This is a genomic window from Rickettsiales bacterium Ac37b (assembly GCA_000746585.2).
Lineage (GTDB): Bacteria > Pseudomonadota > Alphaproteobacteria > Rickettsiales > Arcanibacteraceae > Ac37b.
This window is the reverse complement of record CP009217.2, coordinates 295866-320440: the sequence shown is the minus strand read 5'-3', so window position 1 is coordinate 320440 and position 24575 is coordinate 295866. Positions and strand designations below refer to the sequence as shown.

The 24575-nt window shown below is 29.5% G+C and carries 27 protein-coding genes; 20 read left to right on the top strand and 7 right to left on the bottom strand.

Going from position 1 to position 24575, the window contains the following annotated elements:
* The first annotated feature begins 305 nt into the window (after nucleotides 1–305).
* The gene (gene ampG_1, locus NOVO_01560; GenBank protein AIL64709.1) at nucleotides 306–1526 is read left to right on the top strand and encodes an AmpG; all 1221 of its coding nucleotides are present in this window, start codon (nucleotides 306–308) and stop codon (nucleotides 1524–1526) included.
* Here ampG_1 and NOVO_01555 read toward each other — a convergent pair.
* From NOVO_01555 to bioF, 3 genes are all read right to left on the bottom strand, one after another.
* Nucleotides 1512–2114, bottom strand: coding sequence for a hypothetical protein (locus tag NOVO_01555; protein AIL64708.1), 603 nt, complete (start codon nucleotides 2112–2114; stop codon nucleotides 1512–1514). The two genes, ampG_1 and NOVO_01555, sit on opposite strands and share 15 nt — an antisense overlap.
* On the bottom strand, nucleotides 2096–2917 hold the full coding sequence (znuB, locus tag NOVO_01550; GenBank protein AIL64707.1) for a High-affinity zinc uptake system membrane protein znuB: 822 nt from the start codon (nucleotides 2915–2917) through the stop codon (nucleotides 2096–2098). The genes NOVO_01555 and znuB overlap by 19 nt, the downstream gene beginning before the upstream one ends.
* 113 nt (nucleotides 2918–3030) lie before the next feature.
* Nucleotides 3031–4146 (bottom strand): 8-amino-7-oxononanoate synthase, encoded by a 1116-nt coding sequence (gene bioF, locus NOVO_01545; protein ID AIL64706.1) that lies wholly within the window; start codon nucleotides 4144–4146, stop codon nucleotides 3031–3033.
* Nucleotides 4147–4328: 182 nt separating this feature from the next.
* Here bioF and NOVO_01540 point away from each other — a divergent pair, with 182 nt between their 5' ends.
* From NOVO_01540 to NOVO_01485, 12 genes are all read left to right on the top strand, one after another.
* The gene (locus NOVO_01540) at nucleotides 4329–5597 is read left to right on the top strand and encodes a two component system sensor kinase SsrA (protein AIL64705.1); all 1269 of its coding nucleotides are present in this window, start codon (nucleotides 4329–4331) and stop codon (nucleotides 5595–5597) included.
* A gap of 132 nt (nucleotides 5598–5729) precedes the next feature.
* Complete coding sequence (locus tag NOVO_01535) at nucleotides 5730–6659, top strand: Sensor histidine kinase (GenBank protein AIL64704.1); 930 nt, start codon at nucleotides 5730–5732, stop codon at nucleotides 6657–6659.
* 177 nt (nucleotides 6660–6836) lie between these two features.
* Nucleotides 6837–7403 carry a Ubiquinol-cytochrome c reductase iron-sulfur subunit gene (petA, locus tag NOVO_01530; GenBank protein ID AIL64703.1) on the top strand — a complete coding sequence of 189 codons (567 nt, stop codon included), beginning with the start codon at nucleotides 6837–6839 and terminating at the stop codon, nucleotides 7401–7403.
* A gap of 18 nt (nucleotides 7404–7421) precedes the next feature.
* A complete protein-coding gene (petB, locus tag NOVO_01525) occupies nucleotides 7422–8633 on the top strand; it encodes a Cytochrome b (protein AIL64702.1) in 1212 nt (403 codons plus the stop codon).
* Nucleotides 8634–8654: 21 nt separating this feature from the next.
* Nucleotides 8655–9413 (top strand): Cytochrome c1 precursor, encoded by a 759-nt coding sequence (gene petC / locus NOVO_01520; GenBank protein ID AIL64701.1) that lies wholly within the window; start codon nucleotides 8655–8657, stop codon nucleotides 9411–9413.
* 7 nt (nucleotides 9414–9420) lie between these two features.
* Nucleotides 9421–9729, top strand: coding sequence for a hypothetical protein (locus tag NOVO_01515; GenBank protein ID AIL64700.1), 309 nt, complete (start codon nucleotides 9421–9423; stop codon nucleotides 9727–9729).
* Between the two features lie 17 nt (nucleotides 9730–9746).
* Nucleotides 9747–10493, top strand: a complete 747-nt coding sequence (gene tatC, locus NOVO_01510) for a Sec-independent protein translocase protein TatC (protein ID AIL64699.1) — start codon at nucleotides 9747–9749, stop codon at nucleotides 10491–10493.
* Nucleotides 10494–10503: 10 nt separating this feature from the next.
* Nucleotides 10504–11778, top strand: a complete 1275-nt coding sequence (gene serS / locus NOVO_01505) for a Serine--tRNA ligase (protein ID AIL64698.1) — start codon at nucleotides 10504–10506, stop codon at nucleotides 11776–11778.
* 19 nt (nucleotides 11779–11797) lie between these two features.
* Nucleotides 11798–12808, top strand: a complete 1011-nt coding sequence (gene sphX, locus NOVO_01500) for a phosphate ABC transporter substrate-binding protein (GenBank protein ID AIL64697.1) — start codon at nucleotides 11798–11800, stop codon at nucleotides 12806–12808.
* 31 nt (nucleotides 12809–12839) lie between these two features.
* Nucleotides 12840–14168 (top strand): Phosphate-selective porin, encoded by a 1329-nt coding sequence (gene oprP, locus NOVO_01495; protein AIL64696.1) that lies wholly within the window; start codon nucleotides 12840–12842, stop codon nucleotides 14166–14168.
* Between the two features lie 237 nt (nucleotides 14169–14405).
* On the top strand, nucleotides 14406–15236 hold the full coding sequence (gene ctaE, locus NOVO_01490; GenBank protein ID AIL64695.1) for a Cytochrome c oxidase subunit 3: 831 nt from the start codon (nucleotides 14406–14408) through the stop codon (nucleotides 15234–15236).
* 15 nt (nucleotides 15237–15251) lie between these two features.
* Nucleotides 15252–16166 carry a putative permease, DMT superfamily gene (locus NOVO_01485; protein ID AIL64694.1) on the top strand — a complete coding sequence of 305 codons (915 nt, stop codon included), beginning with the start codon at nucleotides 15252–15254 and terminating at the stop codon, nucleotides 16164–16166.
* A gap of 5 nt (nucleotides 16167–16171) precedes the next feature.
* Here the strand turns inward: NOVO_01485 and NOVO_01480 are convergent, their stop codons facing one another.
* Nucleotides 16172–16573 (bottom strand): flagellar assembly regulator FliX, encoded by a 402-nt coding sequence (locus NOVO_01480; protein AIL64693.1) that lies wholly within the window; start codon nucleotides 16571–16573, stop codon nucleotides 16172–16174.
* 161 nt (nucleotides 16574–16734) lie between these two features.
* Between NOVO_01480 and NOVO_01475 the strand changes: the two genes are divergently transcribed.
* Together NOVO_01475 and NOVO_01470 are read left to right on the top strand one after the other, a co-directional pair.
* Nucleotides 16735–17127 carry a Transposase gene (locus tag NOVO_01475; GenBank protein ID AIL64692.1) on the top strand — a complete coding sequence of 131 codons (393 nt, stop codon included), beginning with the start codon at nucleotides 16735–16737 and terminating at the stop codon, nucleotides 17125–17127.
* Between the two features lie 152 nt (nucleotides 17128–17279).
* The gene (locus NOVO_01470) at nucleotides 17280–17588 is read left to right on the top strand and encodes a hypothetical protein (GenBank protein AIL64691.1); all 309 of its coding nucleotides are present in this window, start codon (nucleotides 17280–17282) and stop codon (nucleotides 17586–17588) included.
* 167 nt (nucleotides 17589–17755) lie between these two features.
* On the opposite strand, the gene flgG is transcribed toward NOVO_01470, so the two are convergent.
* Complete coding sequence (flgG, locus tag NOVO_01465) at nucleotides 17756–18547, bottom strand: Flagellar basal-body rod protein FlgG (protein AIL64690.1); 792 nt, start codon at nucleotides 18545–18547, stop codon at nucleotides 17756–17758.
* 11 nt (nucleotides 18548–18558) lie between these two features.
* Entirely contained in the window at nucleotides 18559–19287 is a 729-nt protein-coding gene (flgF, locus tag NOVO_01460; protein AIL64689.1) for a Flagellar basal-body rod protein FlgF, read from the bottom strand.
* Nucleotides 19288–19802: 515 nt separating this feature from the next.
* On the opposite strand from flgF, the gene fliL reads away from it, so the two are divergent.
* From fliL to NOVO_01435, 5 genes are all read left to right on the top strand, one after another.
* The gene (gene fliL, locus NOVO_01455) at nucleotides 19803–20351 is read left to right on the top strand and encodes a Flagellar FliL protein (GenBank protein ID AIL64688.1); all 549 of its coding nucleotides are present in this window, start codon (nucleotides 19803–19805) and stop codon (nucleotides 20349–20351) included.
* Nucleotides 20352–20355: 4 nt separating this feature from the next.
* On the top strand, nucleotides 20356–21393 hold the full coding sequence (gene fliM / locus NOVO_01450; GenBank protein ID AIL64687.1) for a Flagellar motor switch protein FliM: 1038 nt from the start codon (nucleotides 20356–20358) through the stop codon (nucleotides 21391–21393).
* A complete protein-coding gene (locus NOVO_01445) occupies nucleotides 21393–21878 on the top strand; it encodes a hypothetical protein (GenBank protein ID AIL64686.1) in 486 nt (161 codons plus the stop codon). The genes fliM and NOVO_01445 overlap by 1 nt, the downstream gene beginning before the upstream one ends.
* 6 nt (nucleotides 21879–21884) lie before the next feature.
* Complete coding sequence (locus tag NOVO_01440; GenBank protein AIL64685.1) at nucleotides 21885–22565, top strand: hypothetical protein; 681 nt, start codon at nucleotides 21885–21887, stop codon at nucleotides 22563–22565.
* A gap of 726 nt (nucleotides 22566–23291) precedes the next feature.
* Entirely contained in the window at nucleotides 23292–23453 is a 162-nt protein-coding gene (locus NOVO_01435; protein AIL64684.1) for a hypothetical protein, read from the top strand.
* A 749-nt stretch (nucleotides 23454–24202) separates the two neighbouring features.
* Here NOVO_01435 and rplS read toward each other — a convergent pair.
* Nucleotides 24203–24556 (bottom strand): Ribosomal protein L19, encoded by a 354-nt coding sequence (gene rplS / locus NOVO_01430; GenBank protein ID AIL64683.1) that lies wholly within the window; start codon nucleotides 24554–24556, stop codon nucleotides 24203–24205.
* Nucleotides 24557–24575: the final 19 nt, after the last annotated feature.

The following is a 24575-nucleotide window of genomic DNA, read 5'->3' as shown; positions in this document are numbered from 1 at the left end:
TATTTATTACTATATATATAAATTTTTTTATAAAAAATCAAGGTATATTATGAAAAAAATACATTTTATCCTATATAGTATTGTATTTTAAAATATTATTATCATAATATTAGGGGTTAAAAATTATGATTATGTTTTATAATAAATAAAGTTGGAATAGGTATAGCGTCGCTTTAGAGCTCATGTACTCTAATCAAAACATCTGAAGCTACGGTGTTGTTTTTCTCTCATCACGTCTCGCTCCTTGTATTATTTTCAATTTATATTTACTATAACAAGAGCATTAACAATAAACGGAAAATATTGTGCGAAATAAATTTATTACTGCTTTAACTCTTGGAATCAACAGCGGTTTAAACTATGCTTTGATAGATACATTAATTACAGCGTATTTTAATGATGCTAAAATAAATTTAGTAGTGATAGGGATATTATCGCTTAGGCTTGTGCCTTATTATATAAGATATTTATGGGCACCAATTGTTGATAGAATACCTATTAGATTATTTCCCAAAAATTTTGGACATAGAAAAGGTTGGTTATTATGCACACAGGCAATTTTTATGTGTTTAGTGATAGCTTTATCTTTTATAGATATTACTGATAAATTTTTATTAACGATTATTGTAATCTTTATGATAGCTTTTACAGCAGCTACGTATGATATAAGTATGGAGGCTTACAGGATAGAATTATTTGAAAAAAATGCGTTAAACTTAGGTAGTTCTTATACCGTGATTGGATTTAGAATAGGGTTATTAATTTCTGGAGCTTTTGGATTATATTTATCTTCTATCTTATTATGGAAATATACGTTTATTATTATATCCATGTTTATTATACCATGTATGGTAGTAATATTTTTCTCTAAGGATGCTAATATTCAAAAAGGTAACAATAATTTAAAACAAGAGTTTTGTATGCCTTTTAAGGCAATATTTAAACAGCCTATGTTTATATTTGTTTTTGTCATTATAGCATTTTATAAAGTAAGTGACGCATATCTTGATACTATGCTTTTACCTTTTTTAATGGAAACTGGGTTTTCTAAAGGAGAAATAGCTAGCGTTAATAGTGTTGTTAGATTGATTGCTAGTATATGTGGTACATTTATTGGTGGATACATAGTACGTCAAAAAATGACAGCTAAGCATTTATTTTATACAGAAATTTTTGCTGCTTTAACAAATTTATTGTTTATATTCTTAATAAAATCAGGTCATAATATGAATATTTTAGTAGGTATATTATGTGTTGAGAGTCTGTGTTCAGGTATATGTAATATAATGTTAATAAATTATATGAGCAATTTATGTAATAAAGAATTTGTTGGCACTCATTATGCTATTTTAATATCTATTTCTGGATTTAGTAGGTCTATTCTGGCTTCTACATCCGGGTTTGTAGCGGTGAATTTAGGTTGGTATAATTTCTTTATTATATCATCTTTGTTATCAATACCTTCATTATTATGTATATATTGGCTTTATATATATAAGCATAAAACAATATTACCGTATTTCTAGTTTAGTAAGCTTTATTTGTGTGTTATGCATTTTTTGGTTTATTGCTAATAATACGTTATATAAATCATTTATATTAATATTTTTATATAATTTACCATTTAATGATAAATGTGGTATATACGAACCAGGTAGAGTACGCTTATCAAGACTATATTTACCATCCTTATATTTTGCTACTAGCGATATTAATGTTTGGTTATATTCTAAGAATAATTGTGCATTTTTGGGTAAAGCTACTATATATGAGTGTTTGCAGCCTAATAAACTTGCTGCACCAAATTCAAAAACTGTGCTCTCTAATTTGGTACGTAAATTTTCGTCCAAATATTTTTTTAAATCATTTATATCTTCATTTTGTACATTTTTAATGTATCCAATAGTAACATGGTATTCATAATTAAACTGGCTATTATCTTCTAATTTACGTATTAGCCCTAACTCTTTTAAATTTTGCTGATAAATATTATTACCAGCTTCCTCATTTTCAATATATATCATGACGGCTAGATCTCTTGCTTGTACAGTATTTATATTAAATTGAATAAGTACCAAAAAAAACAATAATAGTTTTATGAAAATATTTTGCATATACGAGTCCGAGTAAAATTACCAACATTCACTAAGATAAAAAAAGATAGTGCAACTACTACAATAGAAGCGCTACCTGGAGTATCAAATATAAAAGAGCAGAATAGACCTAAAATTAAAGAAATTATACCAATTATAGATGATATAATAACCATTTGCTCGGGTGTAGAACTTAAATATCTAGCTGTTGCTGTAGGAATTATTAATATAGCAGTTATTAATAAAATACCTATTATTTGAAAAGAAACGGCTATAAATAAAGCAAAAGCTAGAGTAAGTTCAATTTCTATACGTTTTACATAAACTCCTTGGACAGAAGCCAAATCTTTACAAATGATTATATATAAAATAGCACGCCATCTGATTAAGAACCAAATGGTGATTATAGCCAATAACACAAATATATAGAGCATATCTTGGTTAGTAATAGTAAATATGTCACCAAATAAATATGATTCTAAATCCAACCTTGTATTAATAAAAGAAGATGTAATAATTATGGCAATAGCAAGAGACCCAAAGGCTAGTATATTTAATAGAGTATCGTTTCCAAGTTGTGTATTCAGGGTTACTAATAATATTGCAAATATTATAGCTATCAATAAGGCAGACCAAAAAGGTGTAATATTTAATAATATTCCAAGCGCAACACCAAGCAATGCAGCATGTGATAAAGAATCACTAAAATACGCCATACGCTTCCATAGCATAACACAACCAAGAGGTGCAGAAGTTATTACTATCCCAATACCACTTAGTAATGCTCTAAGAAAAAAATCACTAAAAATATAGCTAATTATCATCGTATATAAAACTTAACTTAGCAAATTAATAAAAAATCAATATACTATTATATTATCCACGTCAAGATAATATAAAAAACATTTACATTTTATATAAAAGGCATTAAATGTAGTTAGGATTCTATTATTTTAAGTACAGAATTGGCTAATCTCTGAATGTCATCATTTTGATGTTCAGATGAAAAAGTAAAGCGTAATCTTGCGGTATTAGAAGGCACTGTAGGAGGTCTTACAGCTTTTACTAAAAATCCATCACTCATTAATTGATGAGCTGCGTTTAAAGTATCACTAGATTCTCCTATAATAACAGGCACTATTTGACTGGTTGCTGATTTCATTTTCATTAAATTAGTAAAATATTGAGCTTTAATTAGTGGAACTGATAGTATATTAGGATTTTCATTAATAAAATTAATAGCTGCTATAGCCTCTGCAAGTATGATAGGTGGCAATGCAGTGGAAAATATTAAACTACGTGCTGTATTATTTATATAATTGATAATAGATTTTGAACCGCATACATATCCGCCATATCCTCCCAAGGCTTTCGATAATGTTCCTACGCGTAGATCAATTTTGTGAGTAGATTTAGTAATTAAATGTGCTCCGTCACTTAATAGCCAACTATTATAATATTTTGCTATTTCAACCAAAGATGATAAAGGAGCTATATCTCCATCCATGCTGAAGATATCTTCTGTAATAATGAGACAATTATGATATAGTTTTCTGTATTTTTCTAATAAGATAGAGCAATGGTTGATATTATTATGCTCAAAACGTAAAAATTTTGCTCCAGATAATTTAATTCCATCTAAAATGCATGAATGAATAAATCTATCAGCGATGATTAAATCTTGTTTATTCATTATAGCTGGTATAATTCCTATATTAGTTAAATAGCCGCTCCCAAAAATTGTGCATGATTCAGTACCATGATAATTTGCCAATTTTTCTTCTAAAATAGTATAAAGGGGAGAATTGCCACTGATAAATCTTGAAGCAGAGGCTCCGCTTAGATATTGTGCACATATTTCAAGGCTTTTTTGTTTTACTGCGCGGTTATAAGATAATCCTAAATAATCATTACACGAGAAAGATAATAATTTTTGATTATTATATTCTACATAGTGGCTAGCAAATCTTTTTATAGTATCTAGAGTACGATAATTACTAATTAGTTTTAATTTATCAATTTTCGTATTTGCAAATTCTTCTAGTGTCAACACAATCTATATATTTGTAATAATGGTTTATACGAGACATATAACGAAACAGTTTCTACTAATTAATTTTTAAGAAGTCTAGTAAAAATTTTATCATATTAAAAATATTCCATTATAAATTTCATAAAATATTAATTAAGCGTTGCTACGATTATTACTAATGATAATATATTATCAATAATAGTATGAGTAAATTAAGACAAAAGACAGTTTCTTTGTATAATGAATGTATTATATTTTCTATAATAGTGGCAATATTTGTATTGATTTCTTCATTGTTTATTGGCTGTTCATTATATTATTCTCATAAAAAATCTAGATTATACATTAATAATAATGAAGCAGAAATTATAGAAAATATTTTCTCAGAAGCTTTAACAGAAACTTACCATTATATGAATTTTTTAGGAGAAAAAATAATAAAATATGGAAGTGAGGATAGTAATTTAATCACTAATATTTTAAAAAATAGTTATATTGCTTATAAAAACATAGATAATAATTATTCTTGGGCATTGTTTGATTGGATATCTCCTGATAGAAAAGTCATAGTTAATTCTTTGTATGGTAAGTTATCTGCTCCTCATAGATTATTGAATTGTTCTTATTTAAATAAAGCTGAAGCAAATCCTTGGAATTTTATATTTGATAAGCCATGTATTGGCTTTTTAAGTAAGCAATTAGTTTTGCCTACCTCTATAGGAATTTCATATGAAAATGGTAAATTAGGAGGGTTTATATTAGTTGCTTTGTCAGTACAAAAATTAATGTATAAAATTAATTTATCTCTAAAGGATAAGATAATATTTTTTGTTTTAGATGAACATTTTCATTATATGTTTGGTTCTAATATATTTAAAGATGAAGAGGAGAAAAAATATGCTCTATCTCAGATTCAAAATAGGGTAATAAGGCTAAATGAACCAGGACAGCTTAAGAAACCAGTTTTATATAAAGAAGATTTAGACTTTACTTATTACAAAAAATCTGACCAATACAATTATTACATTATTATAGGCGAAAATAAATATATAATTTTTCGTGAAATATATAATAAATTTCTTACCCATATATCTGTATTGCTCATTTTAGCAACATTTTCCATAATATTATTTTTTATATTGCAATATAAAATAATGAAACCAATGGCGCAATTGTCTAGAACTGCTTCTTCTATAGCAAACCAAGAGCGTATAGATATAAAAGATTATAAGTATAAAGAATTAAATGCGTTAGCTACACAGTTATATAATATACAAACGCTAAGAGAGCAATTGTTACGCTCTAATCAACGTTCAGAATTTATCAATAATGAAATATCGCGTATTAATAAAAATTTATCGAAAAGGACCATTGAATTAGAGGAAGCTTTACAAATAAAAAATGAGTTTTTAAATAATCTAAGTCATGAAGTAAGAACTCCCATTCAGGGTGTCACTACCTTATCCGAATGACTGATTAACTATTGGAATGAATATACAGAGCACGAAAAATTAAAGTTAGCTACTAAGATTGTAAAAAATGCTCGTAGACTTTACTCACTAGTAAGCAATATACTAGATTTATCCAAATTTTCTTCGAATACAATGACACTTATTATTACTAAGAATGATATGATTATAATAATGAATGAAATGATAGAAGAATGTAAAGAACTATATATAAAAGATGGAAGACAAATAGAAATTGTAAATAATGATATAAAAGAGTGGGTCATTAGTTGCGATAGAGAACGTATTATGCAAGTTATACGAAATCTGTTAGTAAATGCCATAAAATTTACTATGAAAGGTAAAATTATTTTAACTATAAAAGAATGGAAGCAAAAAATAGGTAACGTAAATAATGGTCTAATGATAAGTATAAGTGATGAAGGCGTAGGGATACCCGAGAATGAGCTGGAAAAGGTATTTGAGGCATTTACACAAAGTACAAAGACAAAAACAGGAGCGGGTGGTATAGGACTTGGTCTTGCAATATGTAATGAGATTATTAAAGCTCATAAAGGACAAATTTGGGCAGAAAACAATATTACGAAAGGAATTAAAGTTACTTTTGTTATACCACTTATGAAAGATGAGATCCCAGTATATTTTACTGATATTTTACATAAGGGAAATCAAAGAATTTTAGATATTCACGATAAGGGTAATATATTAATTATTGATGATGAAACCTGTTTGATGAGTATGGAAGTGATGATGTATAACAGTAATTATAATGTAATAACGAGTGCAGGAGGGAAACTGGGCTTCGATTATTTATCTGAGCATGCTGAAATTATTGATATAATTTTCTTAGACCTTATGATGGTAGATATGTACGGGCTTGATGTGCTATACAAAATTAAAACTAATCCTATTATGCGTCATATCCCTGTGATTGTACAAAGTGGTACATTTGATGATAGTGAAGTTACAAAAGCCTTTGAATACGGTGCAAGTGATTTTCTAAGGAAGCCATATAACAAGAATGATATACTACATGCGATAAAAAAATCTAAAAATAGTAAATAGCCTAGCATTATATTTTAAATTATATTATGATCACATATAAAATAATAAATATATGATATAATAATCAAGTAAAACGTGGTTCTAGTAAATAAATTATATATTAGGTTAGAAAACTATTGACATCTCAGCTGAAGCTAATATTAAGTTATATTGTTAAGAGATAATAGGAATGTAATAATGGATGATAGTATATTGTTAAATAAAGAAACCAAACCTGAATTAAGTAGCAACACACAAAATCCAGTAAATAGGCGTGATTTTATAGTCCTTACAGCTACTGCTATGGCAGCTGTAGGAAGTGCATCTGTTTTGTGGCCATTTGTTGATTCAATGAATCCATCAGCAGATGTATTAGCTTTGGGTTCTATAGAAGTTGATTTATCTCCTATAGTGGCAGGTCAAGAAGTAACGCTAATGTGGCGTGGTATGCCTGTTTTTATAAGGCATAGAACAGAAAAAGAGATACAAGATGCTAGAGAAGTGGTATTAGATCAATTACTTGATCCTGAATTAGATCAGGATAGAGTGAAAAGTGAACATCCAGAATGGCTAGTAGTAATTGGCATTTGTACGCATTTAGGGTGTGTACCTTTGGGATATGAGGGTATTTATAATGGCTGGTTATGCCCATGTCATGGTTCTCAATATGATACGTCTGGTAGGGTTAGAAAGGGTCCGGCACCTAAAAATTTACCTGTTCCGGAATATACTTTTTTAAGTGATACAAAAATAAAAATAGGTTAATGTGTGAGTTTATCAGTTATGCAATTGAATACAGAAAAACAGCAAACTACTTTGGATAAAATAATAGACTGGATTGATTATAGATTACCAATCTTTTCATTTTTAAAACATCTTGGAGAATATAGAACTCCTAGAAATCTAAGTTATCTATGGAGCTTTGGCTCTATAGCAGGGATAGCTTTAGTTTTACAGATAATGACAGGTATATTTTTGGCTATGCATTATGTTCCTGATTCTGAACAGGCATTTGCAAGTGTAGAAAATATTATGCGTAATGTCAATTATGGATGGTTAATTCGTTATATGCATGCTGTTGGGGCCTCTATGTTTTTTATAGCGGTCTATATTCATATATTTAGAGGTATGTATTATGGCTCATATAAGTCTCCTCGTGAATTGTTATGGTTTATTGGTATAATTATTTTTATTGCCATGATGGCAACGGCATTTATGGGGTATGTACTACCGTGGGGACAAATGAGTTTTTGGGGTGCAACTGTAATTACTAATTTATTTTCAGCTATACCATTGCTTGGAGAAAGTATTGTGAGGTGGTTATGGGGAGGTTTTGCTGTTGGTGGACCTACATTAAATAGATTTTTTGCCTTACACTATTTGTTACCATTTATAATAGTTGCATTGGTAATGGTACATTTAATAGCATTACATTTGCATGGTTCTAATAATCCTACTGGTATTGATATCAAGAGTGAAAAAGATACTATTCCTTTTCATCCATATTATACGATTAAAGATTTTGTAGGTTTTGGAGCTTTCTTTTTGATTTTTGCTTATATGTTATTTTATGCTCCAAATTATTTTGGTCATCCTGATAATTATATAGAAGCTAATCCTCTGGTTACTCCTCCACATATTGTCCCGGAGTGGTATTTTCTACCTTTTTATGCCATTTTACGTGCTATTCCTAGTAAACTTGGTGGGGTAATAGCAATGTTTGGAGCGATATTGGTATTATTTGCTTTACCGTGGCTTGATACATCAAAAGTAAGGAGTGGTAAGTTTCGTCCAATATTCAAATGTTTTTTTTGGGTTTTTGTAGTTGATTGTTTATTACTGGGGTATGTAGGCAGTAATCCACCAGAAGGTGTATATACTATATTAGGCCGCGTTGCTACCTTATATTATTTTATACATTTTTTCTGTATATTACCTTTGGTTGGTAAGTATGAAAAGCCTTTAAAATTGCCTGAAAGTATTAGTTATAGATAAAATTGGTTTTGAGTTTAGAGTATGAAAAAAATACTAATAGTTTGTACAATGTTGTTGTCTGTGGTTTCATTAAATAGCGAAGCTTCTGATCAAGTTCTATCGCCTAAACATTTAAAATGGCCGTTTACTGGGATGTTAGGAAGTTTTGATAAAGCATCAATTCAGCGTGGGTTTCAAGTATATAAAACTATTTGTCATACTTGCCATTCTTTACAATATTTATCATATCGTAATTTAGAAGAAGTGGGCTTTTCTGCTGCTGAAGTGAAAGAAATAGCTAGTGAGTTTGAAGTGTCTACTGTAGATGATCAAGGTAATCCTACAACACGTAAAGCCTTACCTTCGGATCGTTTTGTGAAACCTTTTGCCAATGAGCAAGCTGCAAGGGCAGCTAATGGGGGTTCTATTCCTCCAGATCAATCATTACTAATAAAAGCACGTGAAAGAGGGCCTGATTATTTATATTCTTTATTAACAGGCTATACTGAAGCTCCAGCAGGAGAAGAAGTACCTACTGGTAAGTATTATAACCCTTATTTTGCAGCCCATTTTATTGCAATGCCTCCACCCTTACAAGAGGGTATTTTAACTTATGAAGATGGTACGGATGCATCAGTTGACCAGATGGCACGAGATGTGGTAAATTTTCTACAATGGACAGCAGAACCTGAAATGGAGTATCGTAAGAGGATTGGTATAAAAGTGTTATTATATTTATCTATTTTTACAATAATATTTTATATAGCAAAACGTAGGGTGTGGTCTAAATTAGATAAGTAGGTATAAAATGCTTGATATTGCATGGTCAGAGTTATTAGTTGTAATTGCTTTAGGTTGGTTACTAACAGATCCAAAAGAATACGCAGAGGTAATCAAAGGTATCGCATCGTGTATGCGTAAAATTGCTACCATAAAGAATGAAATACATTCTACGCTAATGGAAATCAGTGAGGATTGTGTATCTACGTCTGATATGAAGGTACAAAAGGATAATAATATTTTAGGTGCCAAAGAATTATATTTAAAGCAACTTTCTAGCATGTATTGTGAAGCGCAATATAATAAAATCAAAGATGATAATACTACTATACATTGAATAATTATTTAATTGAGATGTCTAATTTTATTAGTGAAAATCAAAAAGTTTCTTTGTCTGTACATATAGCTGAGTTAAAGAAGCGTGTGGTATATTCATTAACTGTATTTAGTTTATGTGTAATGATATGTTACCATTTTGCAGGTGATATTTATAACTACCTCTTAATGCCTTTAGCTAATGTTTTAGAGGGAGATAATCGAAAAATTATTTATACAGGCTTAACGGAAGCATTTTTTACGTATTTAAAACTTGCAATTTTTGCAGGTTTTTGTATATCTTTCCCTTTTATCGCGATGCAGCTATATATATTTCTTGCCCCTGGCCTTTATTATAACGAAAAGAAAGTTTTAATACCTTATTTAATAGCTTCTCCTATATTATTTATATTGGGTGCGGTATTGGTTTATTACTTAATTTTACCAGTAGCATGGAAATTTTTTCTTAGTTTTGAGACTTCTCATAGTTTTTTATTGCCTATACAATTTGAAGCGCGTATAAGTGAATATTTAGCTCTTGTAATGCACTTAATTATAGCTTTTGGTATAGCGTTTCAATTACCTATAATATTAACTTTATTAACCAAAGTAGGTTTATTAGATTCTGTAGTGTTATCTAAGAAACGTAAGCTTGCTATTGTTTTGGTATTTGCAATTGCCGCAGTAATTACACCTCCTGATGTGATTAGCCAATTTGCTCTTGCAATTCCTATGCTGATATTATATGAGATATCTATATTGGCTTGTAAATGGGTAAAAAATTGAGGGAAATATAATGCATGATGCAAAATGGATTAAAGATAATTCAGAAAAATTTGATCAATTATTGATGAAGCGTAAATTACCTGCATTATCAGAGACAGTACTTGAATTAGATAATGAGCGCAGGCATACTATTACCATCACCCAAATGCTACAACATGCTAGGAAAGAAAAAGCTAAGTTAATTAGTACATTTAAAAATAAAAATTCTCCTGAATATAAACAGGCTTTAGAGGATGCAACGCATATTAATGAAAAATTGCAAGAGTTAGAAGAGAAAAAGCATCAAGGCGATAAGTTAGAGGAGTTGCTAGCTACGATTCCTAATTTATTAGATGATGACGTACCTGACGGTAAGAATGAAGAGGATAATGTAGAAGTAAAAAAAGTTGGTCAGATTAGAGAATTTGACTTTAAGCCTAAACAGCATTTTGAGTTAGGTGAAACTTTGGGTATGATGGACTTTAGTCAAACTGCAAAAATTTCAGGAAGTAGATTTGTTACCTTAAAGTCTAAACTTGCAAGATTGGAAAGAGCTATAGCAAATTTTATGCTTGATATTCATACTAGAGAATTTCATTTTCTTGAAATATCACCCCCATATTTAGTGCATGACTATGCAATGTTTGGTGCGGGTCAGTTACCAAAATTTAGTGATGAGTCCTTTGTTACAACAAATGGTTATAGATTAATTCCTACTGGAGAAGTTTCACTTGTAAATCTAGTCTATGATACTATCTTGAAAGCAGAGGAATTACCTATACGTGTTTGTGCATATACACCATGTTTTAGATCAGAAGCCGGTAGTAGTGGGCGTGATACTAAAGGCATGATTAGATTACATCAATTTAGTAAGGTAGAATTGGTAAGTATTGTTCATCCAGAACAATCTGATCAAGAACATCAACTGCTGGTAAATATGGCTGAAACAGTGTTACATAGGTTAGAACTGCCATATAGGATTATGTTATTATGTGCTGGAGATACAGGATTTACTTCAAAGAAAACTTTTGATTTAGAAGTATGGTTACCAGGGCAAGGTAAATATCGTGAAATCTCTAGCTGTTCTAATTGTGGAGATTTCCAGGCACGCAGATTGAAAGCTCGTTATAAGGCTGAAAATGGTAACTCATTTGTCCATACTTTAAATGCTTCAGGTTTACCTATTGGACGTACAATGGCAGCTATTTTAGAGAATTATCAGAATCAAGATGGGTCTATTAATATACCTCATGCATTAATAAAATATATGGATGGGATAGATAAAATTGATTTATCTGATTTTTAATTTAACAAAGGATAAAAATATGAGAATTGTTAGAATTTTTATCCTTACTTTTATATTAATATTATCTTTTATAAATTTAGCGAAAACTGAAGAACGTATACGTATTGTAGGATCTCATACGCTCTATCCTTTTTTAACAATTGTAGTAGAAAAATTTGGTAAGGAAACGGGTTTAAAAACTCCTATAGTTGAGGCTACCGGTACGGGGGGAGGATTTAAATTATTTTGTTTAGGAAATGATTATAAATATCCTAGCATTGTTGCTGCTTCTCGTCGTATTACAGAACAGGAATCTATGTTATGCAAAGAGCATAATATAAATGATATCCAGGAGATTTTATTAGGATATGATGGTATTATACTAGCAAATTCTGTAAAAGCTCCTCAATATAACTTTAAAGCGCGTCAGATATTTTTAGCTCTGGCTAAAAAAGTTCCTCACAATGGTCAATTAGTAGAAAATTTTTATAATTCATGGCATGAAATTGATCCTTTACTACCTAATTATAACATTGAAATATATGGACCTTCTGTAACATCTGGTACTAGAAATATTTTTGTTGAGTTAATAGTACAAAAAATATGTATAGAGGATCCTGAGTTTAAAAAATTTTTTCCTGATAAAACAAGAAGAGCACAAGAATGCCAATTATTTAGAGAAGATGGTAAATTTATAGAAGTTGGCGAAAATGATAATTTAATGATACAAAAATTATATTATAATCCTCTGGCTTTAGGAATATTTGGTTATAATTTTTTGGAACATAATTCAAGCATTATACATGCATCTACCATTAATGGCGTAATTCCGAGTTCATATAATATTGCTATTGGTAAATATCCTATTGCTCGTCCCCTTTATATCTATATTAAAAAATCTCATTTAAATACTTTGGTTAGTATGAAGTTATTTATTAAAACACTTCTTGATAATAAAACCATTGGTAAAGATGGTTATTTAGTGCGATATGGATTAATACCTATGAAGTCAGAAGAGTTGGAAAATATATTAAAGGTGTTAAATATATAAAGTGAAATATTATAAATTATTTATTGTAGCAATGTGTTTTTTATATAGTAGTGCCTATGCAAGTGATAAGGAACTGCTTAAAAGGATAGATTTGCTTGAACAGAAGGTACAAAAGCTAGAAAAATTACTTGCTGATAAAGAAACTGCGAGTGATATTAAAACTAAAGTTTATAACAACCATAAGCCAAACGATCAAATATTAGATAATCATATATCTAGAGTTGGTAAAAATAGTGATACAACTATACAAATCAATCCTTTTCCAAAAATAGAGTCTGAAGATAAGAAAACTAGTATAGCTGTTAATGCGTTATTGCAGAATGATTTAGCTTTATTTACGCATGAAAAATCTTATTTAAAAGAGGGAGCAATTGTAAGAAATGCTCGAATTAGTATGAGAGGAAAATTATATGAAGATTGGTCATATTTTTTGCAGGCTAATTTAGCAAAATCTGATGCAAATCCTACATATGCACTGATTTCATATAGTTTTTCTAAAAATTTTACTTTATCTGTAGGTAAAATGTGTGAGGTATTTGGTTTAGATAATTCTACGTATAATAGTAATACTTTCTTTCTAGAAAAAGCTGCTGTTCATACTATTACTCCTAATAATAAAACAGGAGTAATGGCAGTGCTAAATGGTGAAGATTGGCTAGTCACTCTTGGTGGATTTGGCAATTATACAAATGAAGAAAAGTCTCGTGTATACAGAAATTATTATTCTGGTAGTACAAGAATGACATATAGTCCTATTCATAATGGCAATGATGTAATTCATATGGGTATTAATGCTAATTATCAGCATGCTTACAAAAAATTTGGAAAGGCAGAGTATAAATCGCGTGGCGAAAGTGAAATATCTCCGTACGTATTGAATACAGGCATAATTAATAATGTGGATAATATTCAATCATATGGTGTAGAGTTTGCTACAGCAAAAGGACCTTTTGTATTAGAAACAGAGTATGTAACCAATATGATTAATAGATATAGAAGGAAAAGCGTTAATTTTTCTGGAGGATATCTACAATTAGCCTGGGTTTTAACTGGAGAGAAGCGTGAATATAGCGTGCAGAAAGGTATATTTGGCGGTGTTATACCTTCTGAACCTTTTAATATTAAAGATGGAACTAAAGGAGCTTGGGAAATAGCTTTACGGTACAATTATTTGAATTTGAATGATAAAAAGGCAAATATTTATGGCGGGGCTATGAATAATATTACTTTAGGTTTAAATTGGTATCCTAATTACTATATTAAAATAATGGCAAATTATGCATTTATAAAAACCAATCGTTATTCTGTAACACCTAATAGGCCACAAGTTTTGATGTTACGTACTCAGATAGGATTTTGATAGGTTAAAATAATTAATATAGTAAAAAAGATTAAATATATTAATATATTTAAATAGTAAGGAATATTTTATAAGTATTGGTAAAAAAAACTAATTATTAGAGTATTTTTATTATAATTAAATGAAATTATTGTATAATAAAGTTATGTATGATAGGTTCAAATACGTTTTTTATAAACATAGCTAATTATTGCCTGTTTTGTTAGTAAAAGTTAAATTGTAAAGAGCAAATAATGTATGAAAAATAATGAAACAATTAAAGAAAAACATCACGATTTTCATCTAGTGGATCCAAGTCCATGGCCTATTATGGCTTCTTTATCTTTATTTGTGCTCGCTTGTGGTGGTGTATTATTTATGCATAATTATAAGATAGGTCATATATTCTTACCTATGGGAGGAATTATGGTATTTTTTACCATGTTTGTCTGGTGGAGAGATGTAGTAAAAGAAGGTATATTAGATAAAGCCCATACTGAGATAGTTAGAAAAGGCCTAAGAATTGGTATGGCATTATTTATTTTGTCAGAAGTGATGTTTTTTATAGCATTTTTTGCTTCTTATTTTAAAGCTGAATTATTTCCTGTATCTATTTTAGATGGGGTATGGTCGATTAAAAATGCTGCTTGGCCTCCTCATGAGATTGCTAAAATTGATGCATGGAATCTTCCTTTAATGAATACATTGATTTTGCTTTTATCTGCTACAACAGTTACTTGGGCCCATTATGCCTTACTTGAAAATAACCAACAAGATGTTATAAAAGGTTTGCTTATCACCGTATTACTTGGGATTACTTTTTCATTTATACAGGCCTTCGAATACTATCATGCACCTTTTAAATTTACTGACGGAGTATTTCCATCTAATTTTTATATGGCGACAGGATTTCATGGAGCACATGTTATTATCGGTACTATTTTTTTAGCAGTATGTTTATTTAGAGCTAAAAGAGGAGATTTTGCTCTAGGTAATGGTCATTTAGGTTTTGAATTTGCTGCATGGTATTGGCATTTTGTAGATGTAGTATGGCTATTTTTGTTTGTATTTGTGTATGTATGGTCATAAATAGGAGATATTCTAATGAATGACAATGTTAATTTTCAATATATACAAGCTGTTTTGTGGTTTGTAGCTAGTATTCTTATTAGTGCAGGTAATGATCTGTTAGCAAAGTTATTAGGTGGCAATTTGCATCATATGCAAATAACGTTTCTAAGATTCTTTTTTAGCATGGTAACGTTATTACCTGTAATGTTTTGCTATAAAGAAAAATTTAAGACAGATTATTTATTATTACATGTATTACGTGGTACTATTTTATGTATAGCAATTATACTTTGGATTCAAAGCTTAAATTCTGTGCCTATTATTCTTGCAACAATTATTAGTTTTACTATACCTCTATTTTTTATTATATTAGCAAGGTTGTTTTTAAATGAATATATAGGGTGGCAACGTGGTTTAGTAACTTTAGTAGGATTTTGTGGAATATTAGTATTAATTATACCAGCTCAAGTTAGTATGGATTCTGCAGCATTGTTATTGTTAGTTGCTTCAATATTATTTGCTTCTCTGGATATATTAAATAAAAAATTTGTTACTAAAGAAACTATGCTGAATATGATGTTTTATTCTTCATTAGTAGCAGTTTTGATAGTATCTGTACCAGCTTATATAGTATGGAATAAACCTACATCACAGGATTTAATTTTATGTTTTGTATTAGGGTGTGGTGCTAATTTAATTCTTTTTGCTTTATTAAAAGCTTTTTCGATGTCAGAAGCCTCGGCACTTTCTCCATTCCGTTATTTAGAACTATTTTTTACTGCTGTATTAGGGTACATATTTTTTAGTGATATCCCAAATATGTATCATGTAATTGGTGCTGCTATTATTATACCTTCAACATTGATTCTTGTATATTATGAATCTATAAAGAAGGATCGTTTGAAAAATTGTTCTGAAGTTTCAGTAGAAGTTAATGTGAACACATGATTTAGTTATAATTGTTTTAATTTTGCAAGTTCTACTGCTGCTCGTAACTCTATCTCTTCTAATATATCTTTGAGGGTTGTGCATGTTGTAAAATTATTTGTCAAATATAATAAATGTTTTAGCTCTGATAAATCTTGAGAGTTAATATTGCCTTGTAATATACTAATTTGCATAGTTCTTAACATATCTAATAATTGGTTACATTTTTTTTTATCTTCTTGTTCTAAATTAAGGTAACTTGTACTGTCTATATTATTATGATCAATTATATTTGCTTTTTGTACCAAATTTGATAATTGTGTTTCTACTAGGTAATCAGTAAAAAAATTGGTTATATTTTTTGTAGGTGTTTTATTTATATTATTAGGTAATATAGGAGTGAGTTTATAGTTTTTGTCAATTTTCATATTTATTAATATAATATATTTATAATTTAAAAAATTATACCGATAATATATAAATAATGTATTAAAAAAACATCTTATCAGACATAGTATAGTAAATTAAGTTGATAAAGACATGATATATGATATATTAAAAAGCTCATAAACCCAAAACAGTAGAAGCAATGGCATATTCCTTAGATTTACGTAAAAAAGTAATTCACTATGTTAATAAAGGTTATACCAGAGAAGAAGCTGCAAGAATTTTTGGCATAGGTGAAAGAACAATTTATAGATGGTTATCGAGATCGAAATCCGGGAATTTAGCAGCCACACGAGCAGCTAAGCCATGGAAGAAGCTTGATCCAATCAAATTATTAAACGAGGTGTCTAAAAACAGCAATTGGCTATTATCTGATTTTGCAAAGGTTTTTAATGTGTCTACAGCTGCTATCTGTTTGGCATTCAAGACTTTGGGGATCACACGAAAAAAAAGACCACACTCTATCGTGAACGGGATGAAGCAAAACGGCAATTATTTTTGGCAGCTATCGCAAACTATAAAGCGGAAGATATAGTTTATATTGATGAGAGTGGAATTGATAGCTATTTGTACTATTCTTGGGGATACAGTCTCAGAGGAAGTAAAGTTTATGGTGATATCTCAGGTAAAAAACATGATTGAGAAAGCTTTATTGCAGGTAAGGTTGGGAAGAAAATTATTGCGCCAATGTGTTTCAAGGGCACATGTAATACAGAAGTTTTTAACGAGTGGGTTAGTCAGTGTTTGGTGCCCGAACTAAGATTTGGTCAAGTTGTAATACTTGATAATGCAACGTTCCATAAGTCAGCTAGAACTAGGAATTTAATAGAAGATATAGGCTGTAAACTTTTATTCTTACCACCTTACTCTCCTGATCTCAACCCAATTGAAAAATATTGGGCTCATTTAAAAGCTAAAATCAAACCTATCATTACTAATTTTAATAACCTTAGCGATGCTATTGATTATGGCTTCTCTATGCCATTCTCAACTTAATTGACTATAAATTGAGTTCTACTAGGTATAGTATAGCTGAAAGTTTATAAACTATAATCTAATTAGGGTATTGTCCTACGATGCGTATAACGGCTTCCTTCCTGTATTATTTGAAGCCAAAAGAAATAAAAACGTATTTATCACAATTAAGTGTGCAGAGTCTAATGTTAAGTTTTTAAAGTAGTCATAGTTTGAGTCATTTCGTCTCCAGCTTTAAAACACTTTGAGCTAAATTCGAAAGCACGTTGAGCGGTTACTAGTTTCACTAATTCGGTGATAGGGTTGACATTAGAAGATTCAAGCCATCCTTGTCTAAAAGTTCCCATACCATCTAAGCCAGCAGTACCTAGAATTTCATCTCCTGATGATTCAGTAACAATAAATAAATTATCACCTTGAGCTTCTAAACCGCCTGGATTAGGGAAATTTGCTATATCCAATTGCCCTACTAATTGAGGGGCTTCATTACCTGCTAATGTAACAAATACTTGACCGCTTTCATTTATATTAACTCCTAAATGATTTTGAGGAATAATAATACCTGGTGAAACAGTTAAACCCTGATTGGTAACTAATTGTGCATCTGCATTGAGTTTAAAAGAGCCATTACGTGTATATGAAAAAGTTCCATCTGGCATTTCTACTCTAAAATAGCCATTACCATTAATAGAAAGATCAAATTGAGAATTAGTTTGCTTTGGTGCACCCTGAGTTAATAATCTATAGGTGCCTGTTAATTTTGTCCCAAGTCCAATTTGTATACCAGTAGGTATAATATTCCCTTCTTCATTAAACTGAACACCTGGTCGTTGTTCTTTGATATATAATAAATCAGAAAAATTAGACTGTTCACTTTTATACCCATCGGTACTAATATTAGCAACGTTATTAGCAATAATAGCAGTTTCTTTAGACCTAGCTTCCATACCATTTGCTGCTATATTTAAAACTAACATCATAAAATTCTCTCCTATTTTGATATATTAACCATGGTTTTTATAGTATGTAAGCTGAGATTATGTATATCATTCATGAATCCTACGCTTAATTCAGTTCCACGTTGTGTATTTACCAATGTAGTTAGTCCATGGATTGGACTTACGTTAGATTTTTCAAGAGCACCTTGTATAAGATTAAAATTTTCTGAAATTAAGGGAGGAGTATTAGAATTATATAATCCATTACCAATTAATTCTAAAGTATTTAAATCATCAAATGTCACTACGGCTAAGGCTTGTAATTCTTGTCCAGCAGCGTATATCATTCCGCCATTATCAATGTGTATATCAGAAAGATCTTCTGGCTGGAAAGTGATGGGTTGTCTATCATCTCCAACTACTGGATAAAAATTTTCATCAACTAAAGTACTTTCTTCATTTAATTGAAATTTTCCTGAGCGTCTATATCTTTCTCCAAGTGGAGTCATAACAACAAAGTATCCTTCTCCATTTAGTGCTAAATCTAATTGTCGATTGGTAATTTCCAGCGCTCCGTCTTTATGATCTATAACAGTTGCTTTATCTATACCATAGCTTAATTTTTGTTCCCTATTACTTTTATTGATATCAAATTCTTCGTGAATTACTTTTACTTCTTTGTATCCAGACGTAGTTAGGTTTGCAATATTATTGGACTCAACTGTAAGAGTATTAAACAAAGATACCACATTAGCTAAACTTACATAACTTGCATTAAACATTGTACAATGATCCCTACTATATTCATTATAATTTAGTGTCATACTAAAATCAGTAAGCAAATAATGTGCCAAGGTTCAAATTTACTGCATAAAATTTAAAGATATGTTTATTTTGTATAATATTTTAATTGTGAGATATTGTAAAAACAAGCTTTTTATATCACTATAATAAGTTGGTTTGAACTTGCGGACGTTGTAGTATCAAAGTTCTCCTACTATTGTAAGCTTTGCTTATCGCTCTTAGTCCCAAATACAAGTTAATTTACTATATGACATTGTATACATATTTTTAATCTATAAAATATATATTCTAGTTAATTTATTATTAATTAAATCATGCTAAACAAGTAAAACTAAATATTGTTCTGAATAATAGTTTTAGAGTTTATCATAGTATTATTATATTAATTTTGGAATAATAGTTGATGAGCTAGAAAATAATTTTTTTATATACTAAGCGAATATAAAATATTATAATATAAGTAATATAAAAATTAGGAAATTTTTTCCTAGTTATGGAATCAAATATAGAATTGAAGAGAAATAGTATGAAGGAAGCTAGTGACAAACCTGTAGAAAATTCACCAGAAGTCGATAGTAAAAACGATGCTGTAATTTCTCAACCTAAAAATAAGAAGAAGATAACAATTTTTATTAGTATTGCGGTATTAATAATAAGCAGTATAGGTGGTTTTTTCTGGTATAAAAGTAAAGAAAATAGCGTTGAACCTACTCCTGTTGCACAAAAAGAAGTAAATGAAAATATTTTTTATAAATTGGATGATATTATTGTCAATCTTAATACATCAGATGCTCAATCTAGGTTTCTTAAAATAGGTATTACCTTACAATTAAACAATAAAGAAACAGTAGTAAAATTGGATAATTCTCTGCCAATTATTAAAGATTTAATCCAGTCATATCTTCGAGAATTAAGGCCTCAGGATTTAAATGGTTCAGCTGGATTATATAGAATAAAAGATGAATTATTACTTAGATTAAATGAAATTATGTTACCTAATAAAATAGTTGACGTGTTATTTAGAGATATATTGGTACAATAGATGTATGGTTGATAGTAATATAGAGGAAGATAATTCTGATATTAAATCCCAAAATTATAGGGATGTTAATACTCATAATTTAAATCAAGAAGAGATTGATGATTTATTTGGTTTAACTATAAATCAAAAAGATAGTGCTGAAAATAAAGGTATTCGGGCTATGTTGGATAAGGCTTTACAATCCTATGAGCGTTTTCCAATGCTTGAAATAGTGTTTGATAGGTTTGTGCGTCTTTTATCAACGACTTTAAGAAATTTTACTGCAGAGACAGTAGATGTAGATATTAGTTCTATATCCTCATTACGTTTTGGTAATTATATTAATTCTGTACCAGTACCTGCGCTTATTACTGTGTTTAAAGCAGTGGAATGGGAAAATTTTGGTTTATTAACGGCTGATTCTAATATGATATATTCTCTAGTAGAAATATTACTTGGTGGTAGAAAAAGTATTACACCAAACTATGTGGAAGGCAGATCGTATACTACTATAGAGCAGGCAATTGTAAGGCAGCTGTCTGATTTAGTATTGGTAGATTTAAGTTCATCATTTCATCCTATTACACCATCAAATTTTCAATTTGATCGTATAGAAACCAATCCGAGATTTACAACTATAGCTAGACCTAATGATTCTGCTATTTTGTTGCAATTACGTATAGAAATGGAAGAGAGAGGTGGAAAAGTAGAAATATTATTTCCGTATGCTACTTTTGAACCAATTAAGGAGCTGTTGTTGCAGGTATTTTTAGGAGAAAAATTTGGTAAGGATCTCGAGTGGGAAGAGCATTTATATACAGAGGTGCATAATATTTTAATTTCTTTAGATGCGGTACTCAAACCTAAATCTGCATTATTAAAGGAGATCATGCAACTAAAAGTTGGCAATACTATAATTATGGATGACGTTCCTGAAGATGATATAATATTACAATGTTCTGGGGTGCAAATGCTTTCAGGGAAAATAGGTAAAATCAATAATAAAGTTGCTGTCAATATTAATAGTAATTTAAATAAAAAAATTAATGAGGATCAAGAATAATGTTGTTAGATATTTTTATAGTACTAATGTTATTTATCAGTATAATATATTCCTTACGCTTAAATAAAAAAATCAAAGAATTTAATGCTACAAAAGTTGAATTAGCAGAGTTGATTAAAAGCCTTGATTATACTGTAATTAGAGCAGAGACTAATATAGAGGTATTAAAAGAGCTTAGTATAAATTTATCTAGTAAAGTGGATACTGGAAAAGTATTGTCAGATGATTTATCTTTTATGATAGATAGAGCTGGGATACTTGCAGATAAACTAGAAGGTATGATTACCTTAGCTCGTGATATGGAAAAAAACAGTTTATTAGCTTCTAATACACTCCGTAGCAGAACTATTGTAGAACCTAACATTAATAAAAAAGGTGAAGAAATTGTGGTACAGGAGCAAACTAGAAAAGCTACTATTGAGTCTTTATTATCTCGTATATCTAATGTAAAATATTATTACAAGAAAGAAAAAGCAGAAGTTTAATTATATATGAAAATACGTTTTTTTCCTATTATTATATTATCATTAATTGTTATGTTAAGTACAAAAGTATTTAATATAGCTACCAATGAGAATGATTTATTAGATTTTTCATGGTTTAGTGTATTTAAAAATGTTTCTATGATGAATATAGCTACAGCACAAAATGATACCGCTGCCATTAATAATCCAGAAGAAGCTAAGGAAAAAGGTAATGAAAATAGTGTTGTTGCTCCCAAAGAAGATGTAATACACCCAAATAATACTATAAATTTTACTAATGCAGAAATAGAGTTATTACAGAATTTAGGAAAGCGTAGGAAACAACTTGAGGAGTGGAGTCAAAGTATGTCCACTAAAGAAGCAGTACTTACTGCAGCCGAGCTTAAAGTTAATAATAAAATAGAAGAATTAAAAAAATTAAAAAGTGAAATTGAGCAATTGTTAGCATTGTATAATAAAAAAGAAGATACTAAAATTAGCAGCTTAGTAAAAATTTATGAAAATATGAAGCCTAAAGATGCTGCAAAAATTCTAGAAGATTTAGAAATGCCAATTTTGTTAGAAGTGATAGATAGAATGAAAGAAGCAAAAGCAGCTCCGATATTAGCGCAAATGACCCCTGAGAAAGCAACTGTGTTAACAGAGGAATATGCAAAGCAGAAGAAAATTTCTTCAGAAATTCAGTAACTATGGCCTTTTTTAGACAAAGTTACTTAAAAAGATTTGTATTAATTTATGATAAAATAACTCCCGTAATCAGGTAATTAATTCGATATAGTAAACAATTTATAAAATACGTAATATATCTATGGTGAGTTAGTTTGGTTACTATGTTATATATGTTGATTTATGCTTTGCTTACAATTTTTTGCTAGTATGTTAAGTGGTGTGCATTTAAAATTAGAATATAGTAAATTGACTTGAACCTGCGTACGTAGTTAGCTCAAAGCTCTTCTACTAATTTGTAGGCTTTGCTTATCACTCCTAATCCCAAATACAACTTAATTTACTATAAATACGTTTTGATTTTGTTAGCTGCAAATTAAACTATAATTTTCACTCAGAAGTATTTGAAAACAGTATATTTAATAAATGAGGTGGACAAAATCTAGAATATAATAGATTTCAATACCAGAAAATAACAAATCTATATTACCATATTATAATAAATTTATTTACCTAAAATAACATATTTATTAATAAAGAAATTATATGTTATAATTTTATATTATTTTATTAATTATCACTAGGTAAAACTTGTTTTATAAACATAGATTTTATAGATTTTTTATACTATTAAGATATTTTCATACAGATATTTTAGATCCTTATTTATAGCCTAATAACTGAAGCTAAAGTTTTATACCATTTAAATTTGGAGCTTTTTTAATTCACTTAATCTAGGAGGAATAGATGACAGCTATAAAAGAAAAGATTGATCCAGAATTTTCAAATTACGCACGTATTTTACGCAGTAAAAGTTCTTCTCCCGAAGAAAAGAAAAAGGCTGCTGCTATACTTGGTTCTAAAGGAGGATCAAAAAGCAATAAAAAGTCTTCTACTCATAAAAAGTAGAAGATTATAGCTGTTAAAAAAATATATTTCCCCTTTATGAATATGTAAAGGGGAATTATTAAAAAATATAAGCTAATCAGATTATAAAAATATTTTTTATAGGTATATTTCTTGATTAGTAGTAAATTTAATTATTTGATATATATCTTAATCTTCTTGAATAAATGCTATTAATCAGATTTCAACAACTTAATTTTGGGGCAGCCCATGCTTAATATAGTAAATTAAATTGTATTTGGGACGTCAAAAGAGTGAAGCCTAGATAGTAGGAGAGCTTTGAGTTAACCACGTTCCGGATTCAAATCAATTTACTATAGTAAAAGTACTTGGCAATCAAACAACGTAGATCAATGCTCATTAGCAAAAAGTAGGTTTCGGCTCCTCACCCTTGTGCGTTGATCAAGTACTTTAATTATCCCTTCTTTAGCATGCTTAAACATAAGCAAGAATTTGATCCTGATTTAATGGAATATTGATTACTAGGCTCAGATAGAGAGAGCCTACAATTAGTATGAGAGAGAAAAGCTAACTGAGTACGCAAATTCAAATGCTTTTACTATATATGCAACAAGAGTCTATGACTTTATATAGAAAAGTAAAAAAGATATTATACTTTTATAGTCTATCTTACAATTTTTTGTGTATTATAACCATTTTATTTAAGTATATAATATAATCTCAAATATTCTAAAGAAAATATAATTAACCAAAACAAAATTCTCCATTTTATTAAAAATGGAGAATTTTAACTAATAAAGTTTTTCTTTGATTCTAGCAGCTTTACCTTTAAGGGCTCTCATGTAATATAATTTGGCTCTTCTTACGATGCCTTTCCTTATCACGACTATACTATCAATGCAAGGAGCATGTAGAGGAAATGTACGTTCTACTCCTTCGCCATAACTAATTTTGCGCACTGTAAAAGAAGAGCTGATGCCTCTGTTTTTGGAAGCAATGCATACGCCTTCAAACGCTTGTATACGCTCTACGGCTCCTTCACGAATTTTTACATTAACCTTTAAGGTATCACCAGGGCGAAAATCAGACAGAGAACGAGAGTTTTCACTAATTTGCTGCTGTTCAAAACGCTGAATAATGTTCATAAGTTTACGCCTTATTTTA